General features: G+C 61.9%; 23 protein-coding genes. 10 read left to right on the forward strand and 13 right to left on the reverse strand.

Going from position 1 to position 21520, the window contains the following annotated elements; translation table 11 throughout:
- The first annotated feature begins 5 nt into the window (after positions 1-5).
- A complete protein-coding gene (gene nqrM, locus C2U30_RS20335) occupies positions 6-230 on the forward strand; it encodes a (Na+)-NQR maturation NqrM (RefSeq protein WP_010673371.1) in 225 nt (74 codons plus the stop codon).
- Between the two features lie 80 nt (positions 231-310).
- Here the strand turns inward: nqrM and C2U30_RS20340 are convergent, their stop codons facing one another.
- Entirely contained in the window at positions 311-520 is a 210-nt protein-coding gene (locus C2U30_RS20340; protein WP_010673372.1) for a hypothetical protein, read from the reverse strand.
- 216 nt (positions 521-736) lie between these two features.
- Between C2U30_RS20340 and dinB the strand changes: the two genes are divergently transcribed.
- The 6 genes from dinB to rlmM all read left to right on the forward strand — a co-directional run bounded on the left by dinB (position 737) and on the right by rlmM (position 7364).
- Complete coding sequence (dinB, locus tag C2U30_RS20345; RefSeq protein ID WP_010673373.1) at positions 737-1789, forward strand: DNA polymerase IV; 1053 nt, start codon at positions 737-739, stop codon at positions 1787-1789.
- Between the two features lie 67 nt (positions 1790-1856).
- On the forward strand, positions 1857-3992 hold the full coding sequence (locus C2U30_RS20350) for a methyl-accepting chemotaxis protein (protein WP_045523602.1): 2136 nt from the start codon (positions 1857-1859) through the stop codon (positions 3990-3992).
- Positions 3993-4278: 286 nt separating this feature from the next.
- Positions 4279-5199 (forward strand): transcriptional regulator GcvA, encoded by a 921-nt coding sequence (locus C2U30_RS20355; RefSeq protein ID WP_029313926.1) that lies wholly within the window; start codon positions 4279-4281, stop codon positions 5197-5199.
- Positions 5200-5211: 12 nt separating this feature from the next.
- Positions 5212-5847, forward strand: a complete 636-nt coding sequence (locus C2U30_RS20360) for an alpha/beta fold hydrolase (protein ID WP_069651748.1) — start codon at positions 5212-5214, stop codon at positions 5845-5847.
- Positions 5848-5890: 43 nt separating this feature from the next.
- The gene (locus C2U30_RS20365) at positions 5891-6277 is read left to right on the forward strand and encodes a DUF423 domain-containing protein (RefSeq protein ID WP_010673377.1); all 387 of its coding nucleotides are present in this window, start codon (positions 5891-5893) and stop codon (positions 6275-6277) included.
- Complete coding sequence (gene rlmM / locus C2U30_RS20370; RefSeq protein WP_041214679.1) at positions 6270-7364, forward strand: 23S rRNA (cytidine(2498)-2'-O)-methyltransferase RlmM; 1095 nt, start codon at positions 6270-6272, stop codon at positions 7362-7364. The genes C2U30_RS20365 and rlmM overlap by 8 nt, the downstream gene beginning before the upstream one ends.
- Positions 7365-7430: 66 nt before the next feature.
- Here rlmM and C2U30_RS20375 read toward each other — a convergent pair whose 3' ends face one another.
- The 7 genes from C2U30_RS20375 to queF all read right to left on the reverse strand — a co-directional run bounded on the left by C2U30_RS20375 (position 7431) and on the right by queF (position 16499).
- On the reverse strand, positions 7431-7874 hold the full coding sequence (locus C2U30_RS20375) for a hypothetical protein (RefSeq protein WP_010673379.1): 444 nt from the start codon (positions 7872-7874) through the stop codon (positions 7431-7433).
- A gap of 120 nt (positions 7875-7994) precedes the next feature.
- The gene (locus C2U30_RS20380) at positions 7995-9002 is read right to left on the reverse strand and encodes an isocitrate dehydrogenase (protein ID WP_049636264.1); all 1008 of its coding nucleotides are present in this window, start codon (positions 9000-9002) and stop codon (positions 7995-7997) included.
- A gap of 142 nt (positions 9003-9144) precedes the next feature.
- A complete protein-coding gene (gene xni / locus C2U30_RS20385) occupies positions 9145-9942 on the reverse strand; it encodes a flap endonuclease Xni (RefSeq protein ID WP_069785575.1) in 798 nt (265 codons plus the stop codon).
- Between the two features lie 120 nt (positions 9943-10062).
- Positions 10063-11418 carry a nucleotide 5'-monophosphate nucleosidase PpnN gene (gene ppnN, locus C2U30_RS20390; RefSeq protein WP_010673382.1) on the reverse strand — a complete coding sequence of 452 codons (1356 nt, stop codon included), beginning with the start codon at positions 11416-11418 and terminating at the stop codon, positions 10063-10065.
- A gap of 158 nt (positions 11419-11576) precedes the next feature.
- A complete protein-coding gene (locus C2U30_RS20395; RefSeq protein ID WP_103244420.1) occupies positions 11577-13178 on the reverse strand; it encodes a GGDEF domain-containing protein in 1602 nt (533 codons plus the stop codon).
- Between the two features lie 85 nt (positions 13179-13263).
- Complete coding sequence (locus C2U30_RS20400) at positions 13264-15534, reverse strand: hypothetical protein (RefSeq protein WP_103244421.1); 2271 nt, start codon at positions 15532-15534, stop codon at positions 13264-13266.
- A gap of 116 nt (positions 15535-15650) precedes the next feature.
- The gene (gene queF, locus C2U30_RS20405; RefSeq protein WP_042864268.1) at positions 15651-16499 is read right to left on the reverse strand and encodes an NADPH-dependent 7-cyano-7-deazaguanine reductase QueF; all 849 of its coding nucleotides are present in this window, start codon (positions 16497-16499) and stop codon (positions 15651-15653) included.
- 105 nt (positions 16500-16604) lie between these two features.
- On the opposite strand from queF, the gene syd reads away from it, so the two are divergent.
- The gene (syd, locus tag C2U30_RS20410) at positions 16605-17153 is read left to right on the forward strand and encodes a SecY-interacting protein (RefSeq protein WP_010673386.1); all 549 of its coding nucleotides are present in this window, start codon (positions 16605-16607) and stop codon (positions 17151-17153) included.
- Positions 17154-17226: 73 nt separating this feature from the next.
- Here syd and C2U30_RS20415 read toward each other — a convergent pair whose 3' ends face one another.
- The 5 genes from C2U30_RS20415 to C2U30_RS20435 all read right to left on the reverse strand — a co-directional run bounded on the left by C2U30_RS20415 (position 17227) and on the right by C2U30_RS20435 (position 20175).
- Positions 17227-18012, reverse strand: a complete 786-nt coding sequence (locus tag C2U30_RS20415) for a Zn-ribbon-containing protein (RefSeq protein ID WP_103244422.1) — start codon at positions 18010-18012, stop codon at positions 17227-17229.
- A 9-nt stretch (positions 18013-18021) separates the two neighbouring features.
- Positions 18022-18327, reverse strand: coding sequence for a DNA-binding protein (locus C2U30_RS20420; RefSeq protein ID WP_010673388.1), 306 nt, complete (start codon positions 18325-18327; stop codon positions 18022-18024).
- A gap of 158 nt (positions 18328-18485) precedes the next feature.
- Positions 18486-18722 (reverse strand): DUF2789 domain-containing protein, encoded by a 237-nt coding sequence (locus C2U30_RS20425; RefSeq protein WP_039039420.1) that lies wholly within the window; start codon positions 18720-18722, stop codon positions 18486-18488.
- A 59-nt stretch (positions 18723-18781) separates the two neighbouring features.
- Entirely contained in the window at positions 18782-19078 is a 297-nt protein-coding gene (locus C2U30_RS20430) for a DUF3301 domain-containing protein (protein WP_103244423.1), read from the reverse strand.
- A 68-nt stretch (positions 19079-19146) separates the two neighbouring features.
- On the reverse strand, positions 19147-20175 hold the full coding sequence (locus tag C2U30_RS20435; RefSeq protein ID WP_103244424.1) for a DUF3549 family protein: 1029 nt from the start codon (positions 20173-20175) through the stop codon (positions 19147-19149).
- 197 nt (positions 20176-20372) lie between these two features.
- Here C2U30_RS20435 and C2U30_RS20440 point away from each other — a divergent pair, with 197 nt between their 5' ends.
- Both C2U30_RS20440 and truC read left to right on the forward strand, forming a co-directional pair.
- Positions 20373-20708: a YqcC family protein gene (locus C2U30_RS20440; protein ID WP_010673392.1), complete on the forward strand. Its 336-nt coding sequence runs from the start codon at positions 20373-20375 to the stop codon at positions 20706-20708.
- Positions 20708-21484 carry a tRNA pseudouridine(65) synthase TruC gene (gene truC, locus C2U30_RS20445; protein ID WP_324046314.1) on the forward strand — a complete coding sequence of 259 codons (777 nt, stop codon included), beginning with the start codon at positions 20708-20710 and terminating at the stop codon, positions 21482-21484. The genes C2U30_RS20440 and truC overlap by 1 nt, the downstream gene beginning before the upstream one ends.
- Positions 21485-21520: the final 36 nt, after the last annotated feature.

Consider the following 21520-nt stretch of genomic DNA (forward strand, 5'->3'; position numbering starts at 1 on the left):
ACTACATGCAGATCTTTCTGATCACCTTCGGGGTGTTTCTGATGGTCGTGGTGGCCATGGCCATCGGCTACATTTTCCAGCGCAAGTCCATCTCCGGCTCCTGTGGCGGCCTGGGTTCCATCGGGATCGAGAAGGAGTGCGACTGCCCCGAGCCTTGCGACAACCGCAAGAAGAAGATGGCCAAGGAAGAGGCCCGTCGCAAGATGCTTGTGGACAACCGCATCATCTAACGGCGGATATCGCTCTGAAGGCAGCCTTGCAACGAAACGAGCCGACCCCTGGGTCGGCTCGTTTTTTATGTGGCATGGGGTCAGTAGTCATATTGGCTGCATGCCTTTGCCTTGAACTCTTTCTTTCGCTTTGCCAGCTCCTCCCTGGTGCCCAGTTCATCCCCTTGCTGTATGGCTTTTTCCAAGGCGGCGATGCGCTGATAGAGCCAGTTGCACTCCGCAGTCGGGTGATCCTTGCTCGTGCCCGTCAGCGGCAGCAGCAGGCCCAGCAGCGGCCAGAATCTTTTCATCCTGCACCTCCCAGCCCCCGCAAATGGGAGCCCTGAGAGTCTATGCCCTAGCCCGCGCTGGCGCGCTGGCAGAAATGACAGGCTTGGGGTAGCATGGAACGTTCAACTGGTTATCCATACAGTATTTTTGTCGTTCGACACGCCTCCTCGCCGGATGCCCAGGGTCTATCCCTATGATCTGTTCGGGAGGCTGTCGACACAGCAACAGACACGGCCATGCGCAAGATCATTCACATCGACATGGACTGCTTCTTCGCCGCGGTGGAGATGCGGGACAACCCGGCCCTCAGGGAGGTGCCGCTCGCCATCGGTGGCGCTGCTGACCGACGCGGAGTCATCTCCACCTGCAACTACGTGGCGCGCCGCTTCGGGGTACGCTCCGCCATGCCGAGCGCCCTGGCCAGAAAGCTCTGTCCGCCATTGGTGCTGATCCCCGGGCGGATGGCCGTCTACAAAGAAACTTCGCGCCAGTTGCGCGCCATCTTCCTGCGCTATACCGAGCAGGTGGAGCCGCTCTCCCTCGATGAAGCCTATCTCGACGTGACCCAGAGTCCCCGCTGCGGTGGCAGCGCCACCCTGATGGCGGCGGAGATCCGCGCCGCCATCAGCGCCGAGCTTGGGCTGACTGCCTCGGCCGGTGTGGCGCCGAACAAGTTTCTGGCCAAGCTCGCCTCCGAGCAGCGCAAGCCTGACGGCCTGTTCGTCATCCGCCCCCAGGAGGTGGACGAGTTCGTGCGCCAGCTCCCCCTTGGCAAGCTGCCCGGCATCGGCCGCAAGACGGCAGAGCGGCTGGAGTCCCTCGGGCTCTACTCCTGCGAAGATGCCCGCCAGCTCGGCAACGAGGAGCTGATCGCCCGTTTCGGCAAGCTCGGGGAGATGCTGGCCGGCCGCATCTGGGGGCATGATGATCAGCCGGTGCAGGCCAGGCGGGTGCGCAAGAGCATCGGTGTGGAGACGACGCTCGCCAGCGACGTGCTGGACGAGGACGCCTGCTGGCAGGTGCTCAGCCGGCTCATTCCCGAGCTGGAGCAGCGTTTTGCCAAGGCCTGCCCTGCGGAGATGCTGATGGGGCAGGGGATCAAGCTGAAGTTTGCCGATTTTCACCAGACCACCGTCTATCGCAAGGGGAGTTATCAGGCGGCCCGCTTCCACGATCTGCTGCACGAGGGACTGCAACGGGCTCAAGGAAAACCCATTCGCCTGCTCGGTCTGGTCGTTGGTTTGCCCGGAGCGGGTGAAATCAATCAATTAAGCCTGGATCTCTGCTGATTTAGTTAAGTTTTTGTATCCAAAACCGATACAGTGTTCACATCTGTAGACGTTAGGAAATAGTGGCATGAGTTCTCTTTCTGTTCAGGGACGGATCACCCTGATCGCCGGTTGCTGTCTGCTGGCCAGTGCCGTCGCGCTGGTGGCTTCTTCTCTTTTCAACGCGGCCCGCATGCAGGAGCAGGTGCTCACCTCCACCACCCTGGAGGGGCAGCACGCGGCAGAAAACTGGATGCAGGCCATGGGGGCGACCCAGGCAGCCCGGGTGACCAGCTACCTCGATGAGGCTTACTTCAGGGCGACCCTGCTTGCCGAGGGCATCTTGTTCCAGCGCAAGAACGCGGCCGACAACTTCGTTCACTCCGAGGCGCTGCGCAATGCCGTCAACCAGCAGTTGCAGGATGCGGCGGAGTCTTCAGCGAACCTGCTCGGTGTCTATGCGGTATTCGAACCCAACCAGCTCGACGGGGAGGATGACAACTATCAGGGGTCGACGGCGCTTGGCGCCAACGACAAGGGGCGTTTTTCCAGCTATTGGGCCAGGGTCGACGGCAAGGTCAACCTGGAGGTGATGGACGAGGCGATGCTGGCCAACGACAAGCCCTCCGGACACGGCGGTCTTGAGAACGACTGGTACAGTTGCAGCATCCGCAGCAAGGCGCTCTGTCTGCTCGAACCCTATGTGGACGAGGTGGGGACCCAGCAGGTGTTGATGACCTCGGTAACCGTGCCGCTGCTGGACCAGGGCTCCCTGCTTGGCATGGTGGGGGTCGACATCTCCCTGGGGACCCTGCAGAGCCTGGTGGAAGAGATGGGCCGGACCCTCTACAAGGGGCAGGGCAAGGTGCTTCTGCTCAGCAGTGAAGGGCGGGTGGCCGGCGTGGAAGGGTTCCCGGTCGCCCTTGGCAATCTGCTGGAGCAGCAAGGGCTGGCGCAGGATCTCAAGGGGTGGCTGACCAAGGGAGATGTGGTGACGCGCTGGAGCCCGGATGGCGCACTGTTGCAGACCTTCGTGCCGGTCAGCATGCGCGGTACGGATCGCAAGTGGGGCATCTATATCGAGCTGCCCCGCGCCGTGGTGCTCGCCTCGGCCCTGCAACTGCAAGGGGAGCTTGAGGATCAGGCCCAGCGCAGCGTGGCAACCCAGCTCACCATAGGTGGCGGGATTTCGGCGCTCGCCCTGCTCTGCATCTGGCTGATGGCCCAGCGCATCGTGGCGCCCATCCGCGCCGTGGTGGCACGCCTCAAGGACATCGCCAGCGGGGAGGGGGATCTCACCCAGCGCATCGATCTGCGCAGGGATGACGAGATAGGCGAGCTGGCCAAGTGGTTCAACAAGTTCCTAGACAAGCTGCAATCCACCATCAGCCAGGTGATCGACACCGTTGCGGGCACTCGGGCCAGTGCGGCCCTGGCGGCGCAAGGAGCAGCCCGTACCAGCGCCGGCATGCAGTCCCAGTATCAGGAGGTGGATCTGGTGGCGACCGCGTTTGAAGAGTTGAGCGCTACCGCCCTGCAGGTCGCCGGCAATGCCAATGCGGCGGTGGCGGCGGCCGATGAGGCCGACACGGCGGCCCAGGAGGGCAAGTCCGTGGTGGCGCAGACCCAGGAGGCCATGTCCAGACTGATGACGGTGATAAGCGATGCCAAACCAGTGGTGGAGCACCTCTCCGCCAACAGCGACAACATCAACGACATCCTGGTGGTGATCCAGGGGATTGCCGAGCAGACCAACCTGTTGGCCTTGAACGCGGCCATCGAGGCGGCCCGAGCCGGTGAGCAGGGGCGCGGTTTTGCGGTGGTCGCCGACGAGGTGCGCAACCTGGCGGGCCGAACCCAGAACGCCATCGTCGAGATCCAGAACCTCATCGGCCAGTTGCAGTCGGGGACGGAGGCGGTGGTGAAGGCGATCCTGACCGGCCATCACCAGGCGGATCTGACCCTCACCAAGGTGGAGCTGTCGGTCAGCGTGCTGGAGCAGATCATCCAGGCTGTCGGCACCATCCACCAGATGAACGAGCAGATCGCGAGGGCTGCGCAGGAGCAGAGCGGAGTGGCGGACGAGATCAATCGCAACGTCAGCAACATTCGCGACGTGAGCCATACCATTCGGGCGGAAGCGGCGACCTCCGCCGACAACGGGCGCGAGCTGTCGCAACTGGCGGACAAGCAGCAGCAACTGGTGGGCCAGTTCCGGGTGTAGGGGAGGATAAGAAAAAAGGCGCCATCCAACCGGAGGCGCCAAACACATTCAGATGACAGACTGGGTTAAATCGACCTGATTTAGCCCTTCTTCCCGCAGAGGAAGAAACACAACACCACAATCACTGTCGACTCACTCACAAAAACCACATGTAAACCAACATGGAAGAGAAGGTGTGAGCCATATGACAACGAATTGCGTGGCGAATTATGTTTATTCACTGGTCGACCCGCAACCGACAATTTATAATGCGCCCCATTAGAAAAATTCATCGTCGGCCGATTCCATGTCTCGTCGTTTACCTCCGCTCAATGCACTGAAAGCGTTTGAAGCCGCGGCTCGTCACTTGAGCTTTACCCGCGCAGCAGAAGAGCTGTTCGTGACCCAGGCAGCCATCAGCCACCAGATCAAGGCGCTGGAGGAGTATCTCGGCATCAAGCTGTTTCGCCGCAAGAATCGCTCCCTGCTACTGACCGAGGAGGGGCAAAGCTACTTCCTCGATATCAAGGACATCTTTGCCTCCATCTCCGAGGCGACCGACAAGCTGCTGGCCCGCAGCGCCAAGGGGGCGCTCACCGTCTCCCTGCAGCCGAGCTTCGCCATCCAGTGGCTGGTGCCCCGCCTGGTCAAGTTCAGCGAACGCCACCCGGACATCGATGTGCGGATCAAGGCGGTGGACATGGACGAGGGCTCCCTCACCGACGACGTGGACGTGGCCATCTACTACGGCCGCGGCAACTGGCCGGGTCTTCGTTCGGACAAGCTGCACACCGAGTACCTGATCCCGGTCTGCTCGCCCCTGTTGCTGACCGGCCCCAAGCCCCTGCGCACCCCGGACGATCTGACCCGTCACACCCTGCTGCACGACACCTCCCGGCGCGACTGGAAGGCCTGGTTCCGCCAGCTCGACATCGACGCGCCCAATGTGAATCAGGGGCCCATCTTCAGCCACTCCACCATGGTGATCCAGGCGGCGATCCACGGTCAGGGGGTGGCGCTCGGCCACAGCGTGCTGGCCCAGCCGGAGATAGAGGCGGGTCGTCTCATCTGCCCGTTCGAACAGGTGCTGGTGAGCAAGAACGCTTTCTATCTGGTGTGTCAGGAGCAGCAGTCCGATCAGGGCAAGATAGTGGCTTTTCGCGACTGGATGCTGGAACTGGTGGAGCAGGAAGAGGCCCGCAGGCGTGCCCGCCTTGCCGATGCCTGAGGAGTTGACCTGGTGACTGACCTGACAAGAGAGGGGGCGAGTGACGCCCCCGTTCGCATTCTGCTGGCCCACGGCGCGGGGGCGGGCATGGAGCACAGCTTCCTGGCCGAGTTGTCACGACTGCTTGCGGGGCCGGATATCGAGGTAGTGCGCTTCAACTTCCCCTACATGACCAAACGGGCTCAGGACGGCAAACGCAGGCCGCCGGACAGACAACCCGTGCTGCTGGCTCACTGGCGCGAGATGGTGCGTCAGTTTGCCCATCCCCGGCTGTTTCTGGCGGGCAAGTCCATGGGGGGGAGGATGGCGGCCGAGCTGTTTTGCGAGGGGGACGACGAGATGGATGCTGCAGGATTGATCGTTCTCGGGTATCCTTTCCACCCCCCGGCCAAGCCCGACGCATGGCGGGGCGAGGTGCTCAAGCTGATCACGACGCCCACGCTGCTGCTGCAGGGGGAGCGCGATACCTTCGGTTCTCGCGCCGAGCTGGCCGATTTCCCCTTCTCACCCGCCGTATCGGTCCACTGGCTGACCGACGGGGATCATGGTTTCAAACCGAGAAAGGCGAGCGGCATGAGCGAGCAGGAGAACCTGCGCCTGGCTGCGGAGCGGATCAAGGATTTTATCGCGGCGGTGGGCCGCTCCTGACCATCTCGAGCGGGTCGAGAGAAGAAGCGTGCAAGGAGAGAAGATGCAGATCCAACGACATTGGCTGGTGCTGGCGGGCTTCTTCGGCCTGACGGCCACCATGCTCGGGGCCTACGGCGCTCACGGGCTGGCGGCGACCGGCATTGCTCCTTCGTTGCTGGCGGCGTTCAACACCGCCGTGCAATACCAGTTTTTCCACGCCCTGGCCCTGCTGGTGCTGGGGCTGTGCGGCGTGCGCGGCAAGGTGATCACCTTCGCGGGCGCCGTCTTTGTGCTGGGGATCCTGGGATTCTCCGGCAGTATTTACGCCATGGTGCTGCTTGGCAGCAAGGGGCTGGGGCTCATCACCCCGGCCGGTGGCCTCTGTTTTATGTTGGGATGGGCGGCTCTGATGTGGGCCGGCTGTCGTCTTGGAGGAAAGAATGAATAATCTGCTGCTTTATTGCCGCCCGGGTTTTGAGAAAGAGGCGGCGGCAGAGATCACCGAGCGTGCCGGCAACATGCAGTGCTACGGCTTTGCCCGGGTCAAGGACGACAGCGGCTATGTGATCTTCGAGTTGTATGACGAGGAGCAGGCCGATCTGCTGGCGCGCAAGCTGCCGTTCCGCGAGCTCATCTTCATTCGCCAGATGCTGGTGGTGACCCACGAGCTGAAAGATCTGGAAATAAGCGATCGGGTCTCTCCCATCCTGGAGGCGGCGAGCGGTTACGCCATTTGCGGTGATCTGCGGGTGGAGACGGCCGATACCAACGAGGCGAAGGAGCTCTCCGCCTTCTGCCGCAAGTTCACCGTGCCGCTTCGCCAGGCGCTGCGCAGCAACGAGATCCTGACCAAGAAGGAGACCCCGAACCGTCCCGTGTTCCACGCCTTCTTCCTGGCCAATGACCACCTGATGCTGGGGTACTCCTACTCCTTCAACAACTCTGCCTTCCACATGGGGATCCCGCGCCTGCGATTCCCGGCCGATGCCCCGAGCCGCTCCAGCCTCAAGCTGGAAGAGGCGTTCTACGTCTTCGTGCCGAAGGAAGAGTGGGACTTGCGCCTGTGCTCCGGCCTGAAGGCCGTGGATCTTGGCGCCTGCCCGGGTGGCTGGACCTATCAGCTGGTGCGTCGCGGCATGATGGTGACGGCGGTGGACAACGGCATGATGGCCCAATCCCTGATGGACACAGGTCAGGTGAAGCATATCCGTGACGATGGTTTCGTGTGGCGGCCGAGCAAGAAGAATACCTACTGGCTGGTGTGCGACATGGTGGACAAGCCGGCGCGAGTGACCCACATGGTGGCCGACTGGTTCAGGGAGAACGACTGTCAGGAAGCCATGTTCAACCTCAAGCTGCCGATGAAGAAGCGCTACGCCGAAGCGGTGCACAACATCGAGGTGCTGCGCGGACTGCTGGCCGACATCGACGGCGGTTTCATCATTCAGGCCAAACAGCTCTATCACGATCGCGAAGAGATCACGGTGCACGTCTACAACAAGTTCTGGGTCTCCAAGCTGTCCCCCAAGTCCTGAAGCAGCATCGGGAACAGGGCATGAAAAAACCGGACGGCGACGTCCGGTTTTTTTGTGTCTGGGTCATCAGAAGCGGTAGTCCAGACGCATCATGGACTCGTCGTCGGTGATCTTCAGCTCAATTTGCAGGGGAATGGTCTTGTCACTGGGGTTGAACTGCATCTTGACGCCATCCCCGCGAAGCTTGACCGAGGTGTTGATGCCGCCAGCGTTGAACTTGATCCTGGGCTTTTGCTTTTCGAAGGAGAGGCTGACGCTCTTCTCTGCCGTGAGGTTCAGTTTCTGATAGGGGGTGATCTGCCGATTACCGTTGCTGTCGGTGGTGATATCCACCCCCAGGGAGAGCGGCTTGGGCTGTTTGAGCAGATCGTTGGTATCCAGGGTGGATTGCCAGGTCTGCTTGGCTGGCGCCTCGTGCTGGGGAGGCGGCGTCAACCAGGCATTGTCGACTGGCCTGTCTAATGCCGTGGCACTGCTGCTGACAATCAGCAAGATGAAAGTAGCACGCATGGTGGATCTCCTTATCCCTCATATCAACATAGTATTCATCTGGCGAGGGAGGTAGGGAGGCGTTGGCATAAAACAAAGGGAGCCGAAGCTCCCTTTTAAAATCATATGGTTGGATTCTATTTATAGACGGTCGATGATGGCCTGGGTGAATTCGCTGGTGGACGCTGTGCCCCCCAGGTCACGGGTCACCCGATCGCCGGACTCGATGGTCGTCCGCACGGCCTCGCGAATGCGCTCCGCCTTGTCCTGCATGCCGAGATACTCCAGCATCTGGATGGAGGCGAGGATCACCGAGGTGGGGTTGGCGATGTTCTTGCCGGCGATGTCCGGCGCAGAGCCGTGTACCGCTTCGAAGATGGCGGCCCCTTCACCAATGTTGGCGCCTGGCGCCATGCCCAGCCCCCCCACCAGACCGGCACAGAGATCCGAGAGAATGTCGCCGAACAGGTTGGTGGTGACCATCACATCGAAGCGCTCCGGGTACATCACCAGGTTCATGCAGGCGGCGTCGACGATCATCTCCTCGTTCTGGATGTCCGGGTAGCGGGCCGCGACCTGACGGGCCACTTCCAGGAACAGGCCGGAGGTGGACTTGAGGATGTTGGCCTTGTGGATGATGGTGACCTTCTTGCGTCCTTCCTGGCGCGCCAGCTCGAAGGCGAAGGTGACGATGCGCTCGGCCCCTTCCCGGGTGATGATGCTCATCGCCTCGGCGCTCTGGTTGTCATCGCTGCGCTTCTGGCCAGCACCGGAGTACATGCCTTCGGTGTTCTCGCGCACCGTGATGATGTCGATGTTGTCGTAACGGCTCTTGGTGCCCTTGAAGGAGAGGACGGGGCGCACGTTGGCGTAGAGATTGAACTTCTTGCGCAGGGAGACGTTGATGGAGGTGAAGCCGCCGCCGACCGGAGTGGTGAGCGGGCCTTTCAGGCTGACCTTGTTCTTCTCGATCAGGTCGAGGGTGGCCTGGGGCAGCAGCTCGCCATGTTTTTCCAGGGCTACCAGACCGGCATCTGCGTATTCGTAGTCGAAGTCACAACCCGCGTGGGTCAGGATCTGGATGGCGGATTCGATGATGCTGGGGCCGATGCCGTCGCCCGGGATGACGGTAATCTTTCTTTTTGACATGAGGCGTATCCACTTCTAGGGAACAGAGGGGGAGGATTCGTCGGCTTTATACCATTTTTGCACCACATCCTCCATGTTTCTTTACATTTTACCCATTTATGTCAACAGGTACGGCCTGTCTTGGGAAATGGTGTGCTGGGGATCACGCCCCGGCATCAGGGACGGGAGGGTAGCGGATCTCCCGCAGGTTGAACCCGAGCGGGATATCGTGCTGCAGCCGGACCAGGCGTTGGGCCAGCAGGGCCTCTTCCCGGTGCTGGCGCAGCTTGAGCAGGGGTCTGGTGGCCTCCTCCCGCTCACAGGCCTCCAGCATGGCAGCCAGGTCCCCGTATTGCTGCAGCAACTGGGTGGCGGTCTTGGGGCCAATGCCGGGCACCCCCTTGATGTTGGAGCCGCTGATACCGGTCAGGGCCCAGAAGTCCACAAGCTGGGTCGGTGTAACGCCGTACTGCTGCTGGACGAAGGCGGCATCCAGCCAGCGTTTGTTGAAGTAATCCCGCACCCGGATCTGCGGGCAGATGAGCTGGCAGAACCCCTTGTCGGTGGAGATGATGGTGGCGCTGGCGCCGTGCTGGGCAATGCCGCTTGCCAGGGTGGCGATGAGATCGTCCGCCTCGTCGGTCTGGGAGAGCAGGGCATCCACACCGCACTCCCAGAAGGCGTCCTGCAGGTCGGCAAGCCCTTCCCTCAGCTCATCCGGCATGGGGGTGCGGCCCTCCTTGTAGGGGGGATAGAGCGTCTTGCGCCAGCTGTGGACCTCACCGTCAAAGACCGCGATGGCGTGGGTCGGCTCGCTGGCTGCCAGGAGCTTCTTGCAGGTGTTGATGAGGTTGGCTCGGGTGGCGAGCAGGGCCTGGGCCGGGGTCAGTCCCTGCTGGCTCTGCACCGCGTGCAGTCGGCGGATGAGGTTGAGGGCATCGATGATGAGCAGGTGTGGCATGGGGCACTCCGGGCGTCGGGGAAGCCATTGTAACAATGGTGGCGTCTCCTGCTAACCCCGTAGAAGACCATCAATGAAAGAGGGGCCCATGGGCCCCTCCGGTGCATTGTGATGTTCCGACTATTTGACTATCTCGTAGCAGGGAACGTACTGGCTGCCCGGCAGCTTCATGCGCTGCTGCTTGACGAAGCTCTCCAGCAACCTGTCCATCAGGTGCATCAGCTCCTTGTCGCCGTGCAGCTTGAAGGGACCCTTCTTCTCGATGGCCCTGATGCCCCCTTCCTTGACGTTGCCTGCGACGATGCCTGAGAAGGCGCGGCGCAGGTTGGCTGCCAGCAGCTGGGGCGGCTGGTTGCGATGCAGATCCAGGCTGGCCATGCTGGCGTGATCCGGCTCGAACGGCAGCTGGAACTCGGGCTCGATCCGCAGGGACCAGTTGAAGGAGTAGGCATCTCCCACCGACTTGCGGTATTCGCGGATCTTCGGCATCGCCTCCTTCATCACGCGGGCCACCTCGGGCGCATCGCCGATGATGATCCGGTAGAGACTGGTGGCGGCTTCCCCCAGGGTCGCCTTGACGAAGTCGTCGATGGCGCGGAAGTAGTCGGCACTTTCTTTCGGGCCGGTCAGCACGATGGGGATGGGTTGGCGATCGTTGGCCGGGTGCATCATGATGCCGAGCAGGTAGAGCAGCTCCTCGGCAGTTCCGACCCCGCCCGGGAAGATGATGATGCCGTGACCCAGACGCACGAAGGCTTCCAGCCGCTTCTCTATGTCCGGCAGGATCACCAGCTCGTTGACGATGGGGTTCGGCGGTTCGGCGGCGATGATGGAAGGCTCGGTGAGACCGATGTAACGGCCGTTGCGCACCCGCTGCTTGGCGTGGCCGACGGCGGCCCCTTTCATGGGGCCCTCCATGGCGCCCGGACCGCAGCCGGTACAGATGTTGAGCTCGCGCAGACCCAGCTCGCTACCCACTGCCCGGGTGTACTGGTATTCCACCTCGTTGATGGAGTGGCCGCCCCAGCAGACCACCAGGTTGGGGTCGGCGCCGGGCAGGATCGCCTTGGCGTTGCGCAGGATGGCGAACACCACGTTGGAGATATGGGTGGAGCTGGTCAGGTTGACCAGACGATTGGACTCGAGCTGGGTCGACACATAGAGAATGTCCCGCAGCACGGAGAACAGGTGCTCCTGGATGCCGCGGATGATCTCGCCATCGACGAAGGCGTGCTCGGGGGCGTTGAACAGCTCGAGCTTGACCCCGCGCTCGCGCCGGATCACGTGAATATCGAAGGATTTGAAACGTTCCAGTATCTCTTTGGAACTGTCGGTATGGCTGCCGGAGTTGAGGACCGCCAGCGAGCAGTTGCGAAACAGTTGATAGATATCGCTGGAGGCCGTCTGCTTGAGGCGATCCACCTCGAGCTGGGACAGCAGGTCCATGCTGCCCACGGGATTGATGTGTGTAATCATAATTTCCCCTTTCACTCGCTTGTTATCGTTGTGCTTTCCCTGGGGAGAAAACGGGATGCTTTGGCATCCCTCGGGTTCGATAGTAGAGGCAAGGGGGTGGGCAGGGGAATAGGGGGACTGTGCGTTTGCCGCTTTTTTAGCCGCTCCTCAAAGCGGATTCAGGCGAGATTGACCTGATCCCGGCCGGAGTGCTTGGAACTGTAAAGCGCCTTGTCGGCACGCTCGAACGCATCCGTGGTATGGTCGCCGGTCCGAAACAGGGTGGCACCGATGGAGATGGTGATCTCGACCCTGGCATCGCGAAAGCGGAACGGGATGCTCTTGATGGTCTGACGCAGGTTCTCCAGCGGCTTCTGGTACTTGTCCGGATTGATGTTCGGCAGCAAGACCACGAACTCCTCACCGCCAAAGCGGGCGATGAAGTCGGTGTCGCGCAAGGCGTTCTGCAGGGCCTTGGCAACCACCTTCAATGCCTTGTCGCCGGCCATGTGGCCGTAGTTGTCATTGATGTGCTTGAAGTGGTCGATGTCGATGATGGCCAGGCACAGGGGGGTGCCATAGCATAGCCAGCGTTTGTATTCGAGCTCGAGCCGCTCGTCCAGGGCCGCCCGGTTGTGTACCTGGGTCAGGCTGTCGAGGAAGAGCTTGTGTTTCTGGATGGTGAGCCGCTTCTTGTACTCGGCGGTCTCGTCCTTCATCAACCTGAGCTTGGCTTCCATGTTGGAGAGGTGGGTGAGCAGGTGGCGCTCGCGGTTGGCCATCTCCTCCCGCTCCTGCTGCAGCCGGCGGATAGTGTCCAGATGCCCAGAAATGGCGCCCCTGAGTATCTGTGGCGAGTCATGGGCTGCCATGGCGCGATCGATGGCGGCGAGTTCCCGCTCCAGCGCCTGTCCGCTGAGATGGGCGGCATTTTGCAGCGCCCGCCCTTCATCCAGGGATTCGGTAAAGCTGTAATGGACCGAGGAGAGACTCTCGTTCAGGGTGCTGAGAAACGCCTGGGAGGCTTTGCGCTCTTCCCGGGTACCCTCGATGATGAGTTCGATGATCTGCAGGCAGACTTCGGCCAGCAGGGCAGGGGTGATGCCCCCGAGCAACTGGCGGCGGATGTCTGCGAGGCTCTCGCCCACGGCGCCGGCAAAGTCGAGCTCGGTGATGAGACGCTGCAACTCATCTGAAATCTGGGCATGTGCCTTGATGTCAAAGGAGTCGGTAGGGGCCGGGCTGGAGAGCTCGGTGGGGATCTCCGCCGAAGGGGGGATCAGCGGCTTGCGCGGCAGCAGCTGGATCTTGATCGCCTGCTGGTAGAACTCCAGCAGCCGGATCACCTTCTTCTGGTGATCGCCGATGCCGTAACTCTCCGGGCTGGCGAGAAACTCCTTGAGGGCGCGGCGGGTATCTTCCGGAAACCCCTTGATGGTTTTGAGCTGTTTGCTGCCGAGATCGATGGCTGCCCGGGTCAGGCTGATGGACTCTTCCATGGTGTGGCTGTGCTGCTGCAACAGCTTCTCGATGGCGATCAGATCGGCATCGATGGAGGTGAGCGGAGGGTTGCCTTCAAGTTTCTGCTTGAGCTTGGCGAGCCGGTTGTCGAGCTCGCGATCGTGGCCGCGACAGGCTTGCATCAACTTGCCGATGAACTGGATACTGCGGGTGCGTTCGGCATCGGAGAAGCTCGCCATGCCGTCAAGCTCCTGCTGTTTCTGCTGGAGGGATTCCCTGAGTCTTGCCAGTTGTCCTGTTACGGCAGCCATATCATTCATTCTTCAGGTCGCCCTGTTGTCATTATCGTTTTTGTTTCGTCCAGCAACAGAAAGCCAATCAAAGACCCCGTTGAGTACCTTTTTGTCACGGATTGTCCGCAACCTTCGTCCGTGAAAGCGCAAGCCAGTTAACCCATTGCTTTTCATGAGAAGAATTTACTTTTACCAGTCCCTTGTCAATTGCCATCAAGCAGCATTGCCACACATCTCCGTTAAAAAATGCGGCCTGCTGGCAATCGATGGCGGCCAGCTCAAGCCAGACGCTCTGCTGGTATTTTTCGCTGAGCTGAATGGCTCCCGAGAGGGCCAGGTAGCAGAGATCGAACAGGCCGTGGTGATCGAGGGCCATGGCCGCCTTGGGCAGGAAGGGATGACTGACGATGCCGAGGCTGATGCGCCTGTCCAGCGGGTGCTCGCAGGGGAAGGCTGCCAGGGTGTCGAGCAGGGTCTGGGCCAGCTGATGTAACTGGGCCACGTGACGCTGGGGCACCACATAGAGCAGGTGGCCTTCGCGCAGGTCGTAGATGCGGCCATCCTGCGGGGTCAGTTCGTTGACGTAGCGGCCGAAGGCCTGCTCTATCTCGCGGCTGACCTGATAGCCGTGTTGCTCCAGGCTGTTGATCAGGAAGGGAACCCGGAACAGCAGGTAGTGCAGCTTGTCGTCAAATTCGCTGGTGGGGCGTTCGCTCAGGTACCAGCGCTCGGATTTCTGCTGGCGCTTGGCCATCTCCCGCGGCCAGCGACTCATCAGTCGCTGCCAGTTGGCCAGGCCGCTGCGCGGCTCTACCAGCAGGGCTTCTCCCAGCTGTTTGGCATGAAGGCGTGCGACCCGCAGTTTCAGCCAGAGGGTGAAGAACAGATAGATGAAGAGTGCCAGCAGCAGCCCGGTGCTGACGCTGGTCCAGAGGTATCGCTCCTGCTGGTGCTGGCTGGCGTCGAGTTGCTGCTCCAGCTCCTTGACCTGTTGCACCCGCTCCACCTGGGCGTAGTTGTCGCGCACCGCCTCCTGCTCCAGCGCCAGCTGTTGCTGGCGAACCAGTTCGCTGCGCTGGTGGTAATTCTTGTAGCTCTCCAGGGCCTGCTGGAGGTAACCCTTCTGCTCATAGGCGACGGAGAGCAGGCGGAAGATCTCGAATTGGCGCCGGATGTCCCCAATCCGGTTGGCCAGGGTGAGGGCGTTCTCCAACTGCAGGATGGCGATGCCCGCCTCCTGCTGCTTGAGGTGCAGCTCTCCCAGCAACAGCAGGGTGTCGATGAGCGACTCCTTGTCATCCCCCAGCTCATGGGACTGGCGTGCGGCGTTCAGGTAGTTTCGCGCCAGGTTGAGATTGCCGGTCTGCAGGTAGGTCTTGCCTATCTCGAACTTGAGGTGGGCGATGCGGGTACGGTGGCTGCTCTCGTCCAGCAGGTCGAGGGCATTGAAGAAATAGACCAGCGCCATGTTCATCTCGCCCTGATCCCGGTTGAGGCGGGCGAGCACGATCAGGGCGTCGCTCAGCATGGAAGGATTGCCGAGGGCATGAAAATAGTTGGCCGCCTCGCTGGCGTATTGCAGCGCTTTTTGTGGCTCCTGCTCTTCCTGATAGAGGCTGACCATCTGGTTCGAGAGCAGGCCGAGGAAGAGGGGATCCTGCAGGGGCTTGGCTTGCTGTTGTGCTTCGATGTACTCCCCCAGTGCAAGCTGGGGCTGACCCAGAGCCTGATAGAGATCCCCGCCCACGGCGCTGGTCCAGGCCCTGGCCAGAGGCTGTTTGGCGTGATCCGCCCATTTGCGGGTCTCGGCCAGCTGCTGTTTGGCGAGATCGAATTGCCGCTCCTCTATGCTGGCGTTGACGCGCAGCAAGCGGCTGTAGACCTGCAACTGGCTCTCCTTGAGGTCGGGATTGGCCAGCAGTTTGTCGAGTTTGTTGAGCAGGGGGGCCGCGGCGCCATGGGTATGCTGTTGCAGGTTGCGGCTTCTAACCAGCAGATAGAGCCCATGGGCCTGCAGCTCGAACTGCTGCTCTTTCTCGGCCATGGCGATGCCCTGCTCGAAGGACTCCTGTGCCTGGGCGAACTGCCCTAGCTGCTGCAGACACTCCCCCTTGAGCAGATAGGCGCCCGTGGTCTGGGTGGCGGTACCGTAGTTCAGCATCGGCTCGCGATAGCCGTACTCCTGACGGTTGCTGATGATCTGCTTGGGATTGTTGGCCGTGCGTTCGAGGAAGGAGGTGGCAATCTGGGCACATCTGGCGGGATCGGTCAGCACCAGGGTCTGGGCCTGCTGCAGGTCGATGGACAACTGCTCCTTGGCCAGATCCAGATCAGGAGCCGACAGGGAGGACATCATCATTGCCAGAAAAAACAGTTGATTCATTGGATTAAGAACGGCACGGAGGTGCAGGCATGTTATCCAAGCCCACCCCCGCCCGTCCAGAGTTTACTGAGGTGATGCGCAGCGGGCCGCAGCCCGCAGGATGGCGGCGCCGGTGATTACTGGCGAATGAGGCGCAGGTTCGCCGGAACCGGCTCCCAGTCGCTGCGGAAGGGGTTGATGTCCAGGCCGCCGCGGCGGGTGTAACGGGCATGGACGGTCAGTTGTTCCGGGGCGCAGAAGTGCTTGAGATCGGTAAAGATGCGCTCGATGCACTGCTCGTGGAACTCGTTGTGCTGGCGGAACGAGATGAGGTAGCGCAACAGCTTCTCCCGGTCGAGACGCGGGCCGCGATAGTGGATCACCACGGATCCCCAGTCCGGCTGGCTGGTCACCAGGCAGTTGGACTTGAGCAGGTGGCTGTGCAGGGTCTCCTCCACGATCTCGTGACCGGCGGCCCCTTGCAGCAGGGTCTCGTCAAACTCGTAGCTGTCCACCTCGATATCCAGGCTGTCGATGCACTCACCGGGCAACTGGGCTATCTGGTGGGGGGCCTGGTCGAGCGTGAAGAGGGTGACGCTCACCGGGGCACCAGCGCAGCCACTCAGGTCCTGAACCAGCAGCGCCTGCACCGCCTCCAGGGAGTCGCAACGGGTCTGGTTGAAGGAGTTCAGGTAAAGCTTGAACGACTTGGACTCGATGAGATTCGGGCTGGTGGCCGGCACAAAGACCTCCCCGATGGCAACCACGGGCTTGCCTTTGGCATTGAGCCAGGAGAGTTCATACAGGGTCCAGACGTCGCACCCCTGGAAGGGCAGTTCACCTCTCAGGCCAAGATCGTCGCGGTTCAGGCTGCGTGGCACGGGCTGCAGCAGACTCGGGGTGTACTGGCTGATGTAGGCGGACTGCTGCCCCAGGCTCAGGCCTTGCAGCGCACTGGCGCCGGCGTATCTCTCTTGTTTGCTCATGCTGGTTTGCTCACGCTTGTCTGATAAGGGGTTTGATGGTGCAATGGCCCGATTTTTCGATCAGGTACTTGCGGCCATCAGAGGCCGCTATTGTGGGGAATATCGATGTCGGATCAAGTCCTGTCTGCCCTGGAGCAGTTCTTTTTACGCTGGCAGCGCGATGGCGAAGGAAGGCGGGGGCTGCCCCTGTGTGACTGGGAGGCCGACTGGCGCTCTCCTTGCGAGCTGGATGAACCCAGGGAGGGTCGGGTAGCCTGGCGTCCGTTCCAGCGGGAGCAGGCAGCCGACTTCACGGCCATGGCGAACGCCCTGGAGCTGACCCTGCATCCCAGCGCCATCGCCCTGTTTGGTCACTGGTTCAGCCGCCCTCTGCCCTGCTCTTTCAAGGGGCTGCGCATCGAACTCATCCTGCCGTGGAACGACGCCGATCTGGATCTGCTCAAGGAGAACCTCATCGGCCACCTGCTGATGCTGCGCAAGTTGAAGCGATCCCCTTCACTCTTCATTGCCACGACCCGCAACGAGATGACGCTGGTGTCCCTCGATAACGAGAGCGGCCAGGTGTGGCTGGAGTGGCTGGACTCCGGGCGGCGCCTGACGCTGGCCCCCTCGTTGCCGGCCTTTCTGGCGCGACTGGAAACCTTGCCCCAGTGATGCTCCAAAAGAGAGGGCCTTGCCACCTGGTAAGGCCCTCTCTTTTTATTGCGCCATTGTGCGCGGTAGGCTCCTATTCCTTGAAGTCCCAGGAGAGGTTGGACACCAGCCTGCAAGGCTCGCACCTGAAGTCGAAGATCTCGTGCAGGGGGGCGGCCAGCGCCCATGGGCCACCACAGCCAGGGCAGGGGCGAGCCCGCTCTTCGGCAGCGCTCAGGCCACCTACCCGGTAGAGATAGTAATAGGTGGGGATGCCGCTCAGGACCTCCAGCCGTCTGGCGAGATCACTGCCCCGGCGATGAAGGCGGCTGCCCACCTCGCCGATTTCGTGCAGGGCGGCGTGCTCGGCGATGGAGCCGTTCATCTGCAACTGATCGCAGGCTTCCCAATCTTCCTGCCACTTGATGATCTGCTTGTGGTCACCGTTGGCGACGGCGGGCAGCCGATAGAGCGGGATGGGAGAGAAGTGATCGCCGCAGCGCAGGGGAGAGCAACTGTGCAGGAAGCTGGTGTAGAGCAGCATCCAGCTGGGACGCTCCCCCTGCTCTGCGCACGGGTCCGTGCTGTCCGAGAGCAGATCCGCCCCTTGCAGGTGAAGTTTGGGGGCGAGCAGGCCCGCCTGGTGCAGACCTTGCTCGGCAAGGGTGACCAGCTCGCTCTGGTTGTCAGGGTGCAGGCTGTCCTGCTCCGGGCAGACCACCCGGCTGACGAAATAGCCTTCGTGCATGCTGGTGGGAAACTCCCGCCCCAGGATCTGCCCCTGATAGCGCAGCATGTCGAGGTAGTGGACGATGGCCCGTTCGGCCTCCCCGAGGGAGGTATCGCGGTAGCACTCAAAGGTGAGTTCGAGGATATACATGGCGATGGGTCAATCCGGCTTCTGGTTGAGCAGCAGATCGGTGAGGCGATCGACCTTCTGCTCCAGCCGGGCGAGCTGTTCACTCAGTTGCTGAAGAGTGACGCTTTCCGTGGCCAAGGGGGACGCCTCGGGGGCACTGGCGGGGGCGGGCGCTGTCGCCGCGGGCTGGGGTTGTTGCTTCCACTGGCTCAACACCTTGAGCAGCTCGGCCATGGGCACGGGATGGCTGAGGCGGGCCTTGACCATGGCGGTAGAGGGGGTGATCCCCCTGGCACTGAGTTCGTTGGCTATCTGGATGATCTCTTGGGCTGACATCTTGGCTCCTGCACGGCCGTCTTGCTGCGGGTGGATAGTGGCACAGAGCTTAATCAAAGCCTGTCCATCAGGAAAGCGGAGCGAAGGGCGTGGGTGGCGAGAGGGAGGGGATTGGCGGCTCCGCGTCTACCCAACGCTGGCCGCCGGGAGTGCGGGGATCAGGTCCCCTGGCGCAGCATCACATCCAGCTGGTCGATGGCTTCCGCCCAGTCGGCGTCGTGGCTGAGGGCATCGCGCAGAAAGCCTGCCTGGGAAGGCGTCCAGAACGGCGCGTCGGGCAACTGGGTATGGCGATCGATGGGATGGTCGCGGATAAAACGCTGCTGGCTGATGTCGTCACTGGCCAGCCCCAGCTGGGCAAACAGGGCGGCCATGTCATGGGTGAGCAATTCCATGTTGGTACTCCTTGGAAGGGGGCTGTGGAAGAGTATAGCCAGCCCCCGTGCTCTCAAATCTAGGAGGGGAGACGATGGGGTGGCAGCTCGACACCGGCGACATGCAGCCCCTGCATGCAGAGCTGTCCCTGATAATGGCTCTCTCCGTCGCTGGAGAACTCGAACTGGTAGTAGGTGAGCAGGCGCAGGGGCTTGTGCCCCAGGGCGCGGTGTGTCCGCGCCAGCGACAGCAGTTGCAGGTCGTGGTGCTGGCAGTAGCGGCGCATGTATTGCCAGGCCAGCTCCGCCTGGCGGCGCTGTTGCCAGAAGGCCCAGCCAATGAGGCCGAGCAGCAAGATCCCAAGCATTTCTCCCATCAGCGGGTTCCTTCTGTGATGTGTTTGGGGCCCTGTTCACCTCAGGCAACAGGGCCGTTGTGTCGGGCCTAGGTGGAAGCGAACAGGCGACCGATGGCCAGACCCAGGGCCTCGCTGCGTTCGGGGTCACGCAGTTTTGCCAGCATATCATTGCGCAGGGCCGGTAGCGTGACGAGCTCGGCAAATACCTGGTTGAAGAACTGGGTGGGTTGCAGGGCGAGCTGCTCCAGAAACAGGCCGAGCAGTTGGGGGTGTTTCAGATCGGGCCAGAGGCGGCCAGCGATGGCGAGGAGCAGGGAGGGGCTTGGCCGGGTTTGCAGCAGGGTCAGCAGCTTGTTGGTGCGCAGCCCGTTGCCCGGGCAGGAGGCCAGTGCCCGGCACAGATAGGCCAGGGTTTCGGGGTCAGGCTCGGCGCACTCCTGCTCCTTGCCGATGTGCTCCAGCAATGCGCCTTGCAGGGCAGGAGGCAGGGGGGCGTTCTCCAGGCTCTGGCACAGGGCGTAGAGGGGGGCCTGCGGCAGCACGGGCAAGGCCTTGCAGACCAGTGCCAGGTTGCGTTCAACCTGCAGCCGCTCCGCGAGATCTGCAAACCCTTGCAGTCCCAGGGCCTGCCACCCCTCTTCCCCCGGCGCCGCCAGATAGTGGCAGAGGGCCTCGTAGTAAGGGGAAGGGGCTTGTTCCAGCTGGCGGGCCAGCTTGGCGTGCACACTGGCCATCTTGGCCTCGGCCGGACGGAAGGTATAGGGGTTGTCCGCCAGACGCTGGGCCTTCTCTTCGTCCAGTTCACCGGTGAGCTTGTAGCCCAGAGTCTCTACCACCTGATCCATGAAATGCTTGGGGCCGCTGGAAATGAGCAGGCCGCGTTCATCAAGGGCGAACTTGAGGAACCAGAGGTAGTGCCTGGATTCGGTCGGCTGGAAGAAGTGCACGCCGAGCCAGGCGTGTTGCTGCAACGGCCAGGGGTAGGGCTCCTGCTGCTGCTCGATGCGCACGAAGAGGTCGCTGGGGAGCGGGCGCACCTGGCGGCCCAGATCGAACAGCTGGAACTGGGTATCGGCCTGGGTCAGAAACTCGGTCAGGGTGTTGATGGAAGACATGAAGAGATCCCGCTTGAAGATAATGCGGGCGATTATAAGGGGGCTGCACCAGATAGCCAGAGGCGGTGATGCAGGGGATGAAGGTGACGGTAACATGGCAGCCATTGCGGGGTCGGTGTATAGTAGCGCCCCTTTTTGATGGCCGTATTGAGTGGGGCCCCGTCGCAGACCGGGCCCGCGATGAGGAAGTGAGCGAGATGAATCAATATCTGCTGGTTGCCGGTCTGCTGGGAGAGCTGACTGCCGAGTTGCAACGTCTGGAACGCTGGCAAGCCGACCATCCGGGGAGCGAGGCGCTGGCAAGCGAGCTGCCGTTTTGTGTCGATACCCTGAGTTTCGATCAATGGCTGCAGTTCGTGCTGATCCCGCGCATGGAGCAGCTGGTGCTGCTGCAGGCTCCGCTGCCGACCAGCGTCTCCCTCTATCCCATGGCGAGTGAGGTCTATAAAGAGGAGCTGGCGGAGGTCGAGGCCCTGCTTCGTCTGATCGCCCGTTTCGATCTGCTGCTCTCCGGCAAAGTGGTCGAACAATGATGGACGAGCAGACCCGGACAGCGGATGCCTTGCAGCCGACACTGCTTTATCAGGATGACTGGCTGGTGGCGGTGAACAAACCGTCCGGTCTCCTGGTGCACCGCAGTTGGCTCGACAAGGCCGAAACCCGTTTCGCCATGCAGATGACCCGGGATCTGATCGGGGGTCGTCATGTCTACCCCGTGCACCGACTGGACAGGCCCACTTCGGGTGTGCTGCTGTTTGCTCTCGATCCTGCCGTGGCCCGTACCCTGACCGAGGCCTTTGCTGCCCGTCAGGTCCACAAGGAGTACCTGGCACTGGTGCGGGGATGGGCCCCCGAAGAGGGGCTCATCGACTATCCGCTCAAGGAGCAGCTGGACAAGATTGCCGATGCCTTCAGCGACCCGGATCGCCCCGCCCAGGAGGCGGTGACCGCGTTTCGTCGTCTGCATCAGGTCGAGCTGCCCTTCGCCGTCTCCAAGAAGCATCCCACCAGTCGCTACAGCCTGGTCCGCCTCTTTCCCAAGACGGGGCGCAAGCACCAGCTGCGCCGCCATCTGGATCACCTGTTCCACCCCATCGTCGGTGATACCACCCACGGGGATGGCCGACACAACCGCTTCTTTCGCGAGCACTACGGGTGCGACCGCCTGCTGCTGATCGCGCACCGTCTGAGCTTCGAGCATCCGGTGCTCAAGGTGCCGATGCGGATCCAGGCGCCCCTGGGCCCCGAGGTGCTGGGTCTGTTCGCCCGTCTGGGCTGGCCTGCCAGCGAGCAAGACTACGGCGCCTGAGCCTCTTTCCATCTGTTGCCTCTGACCGGGCTGTGG

It is taken from the genome of Aeromonas sp. ASNIH5 (assembly GCF_002902865.1).
Taxonomy (GTDB): Bacteria; Pseudomonadota; Gammaproteobacteria; order Enterobacterales; family Aeromonadaceae; genus Aeromonas; species Aeromonas caviae.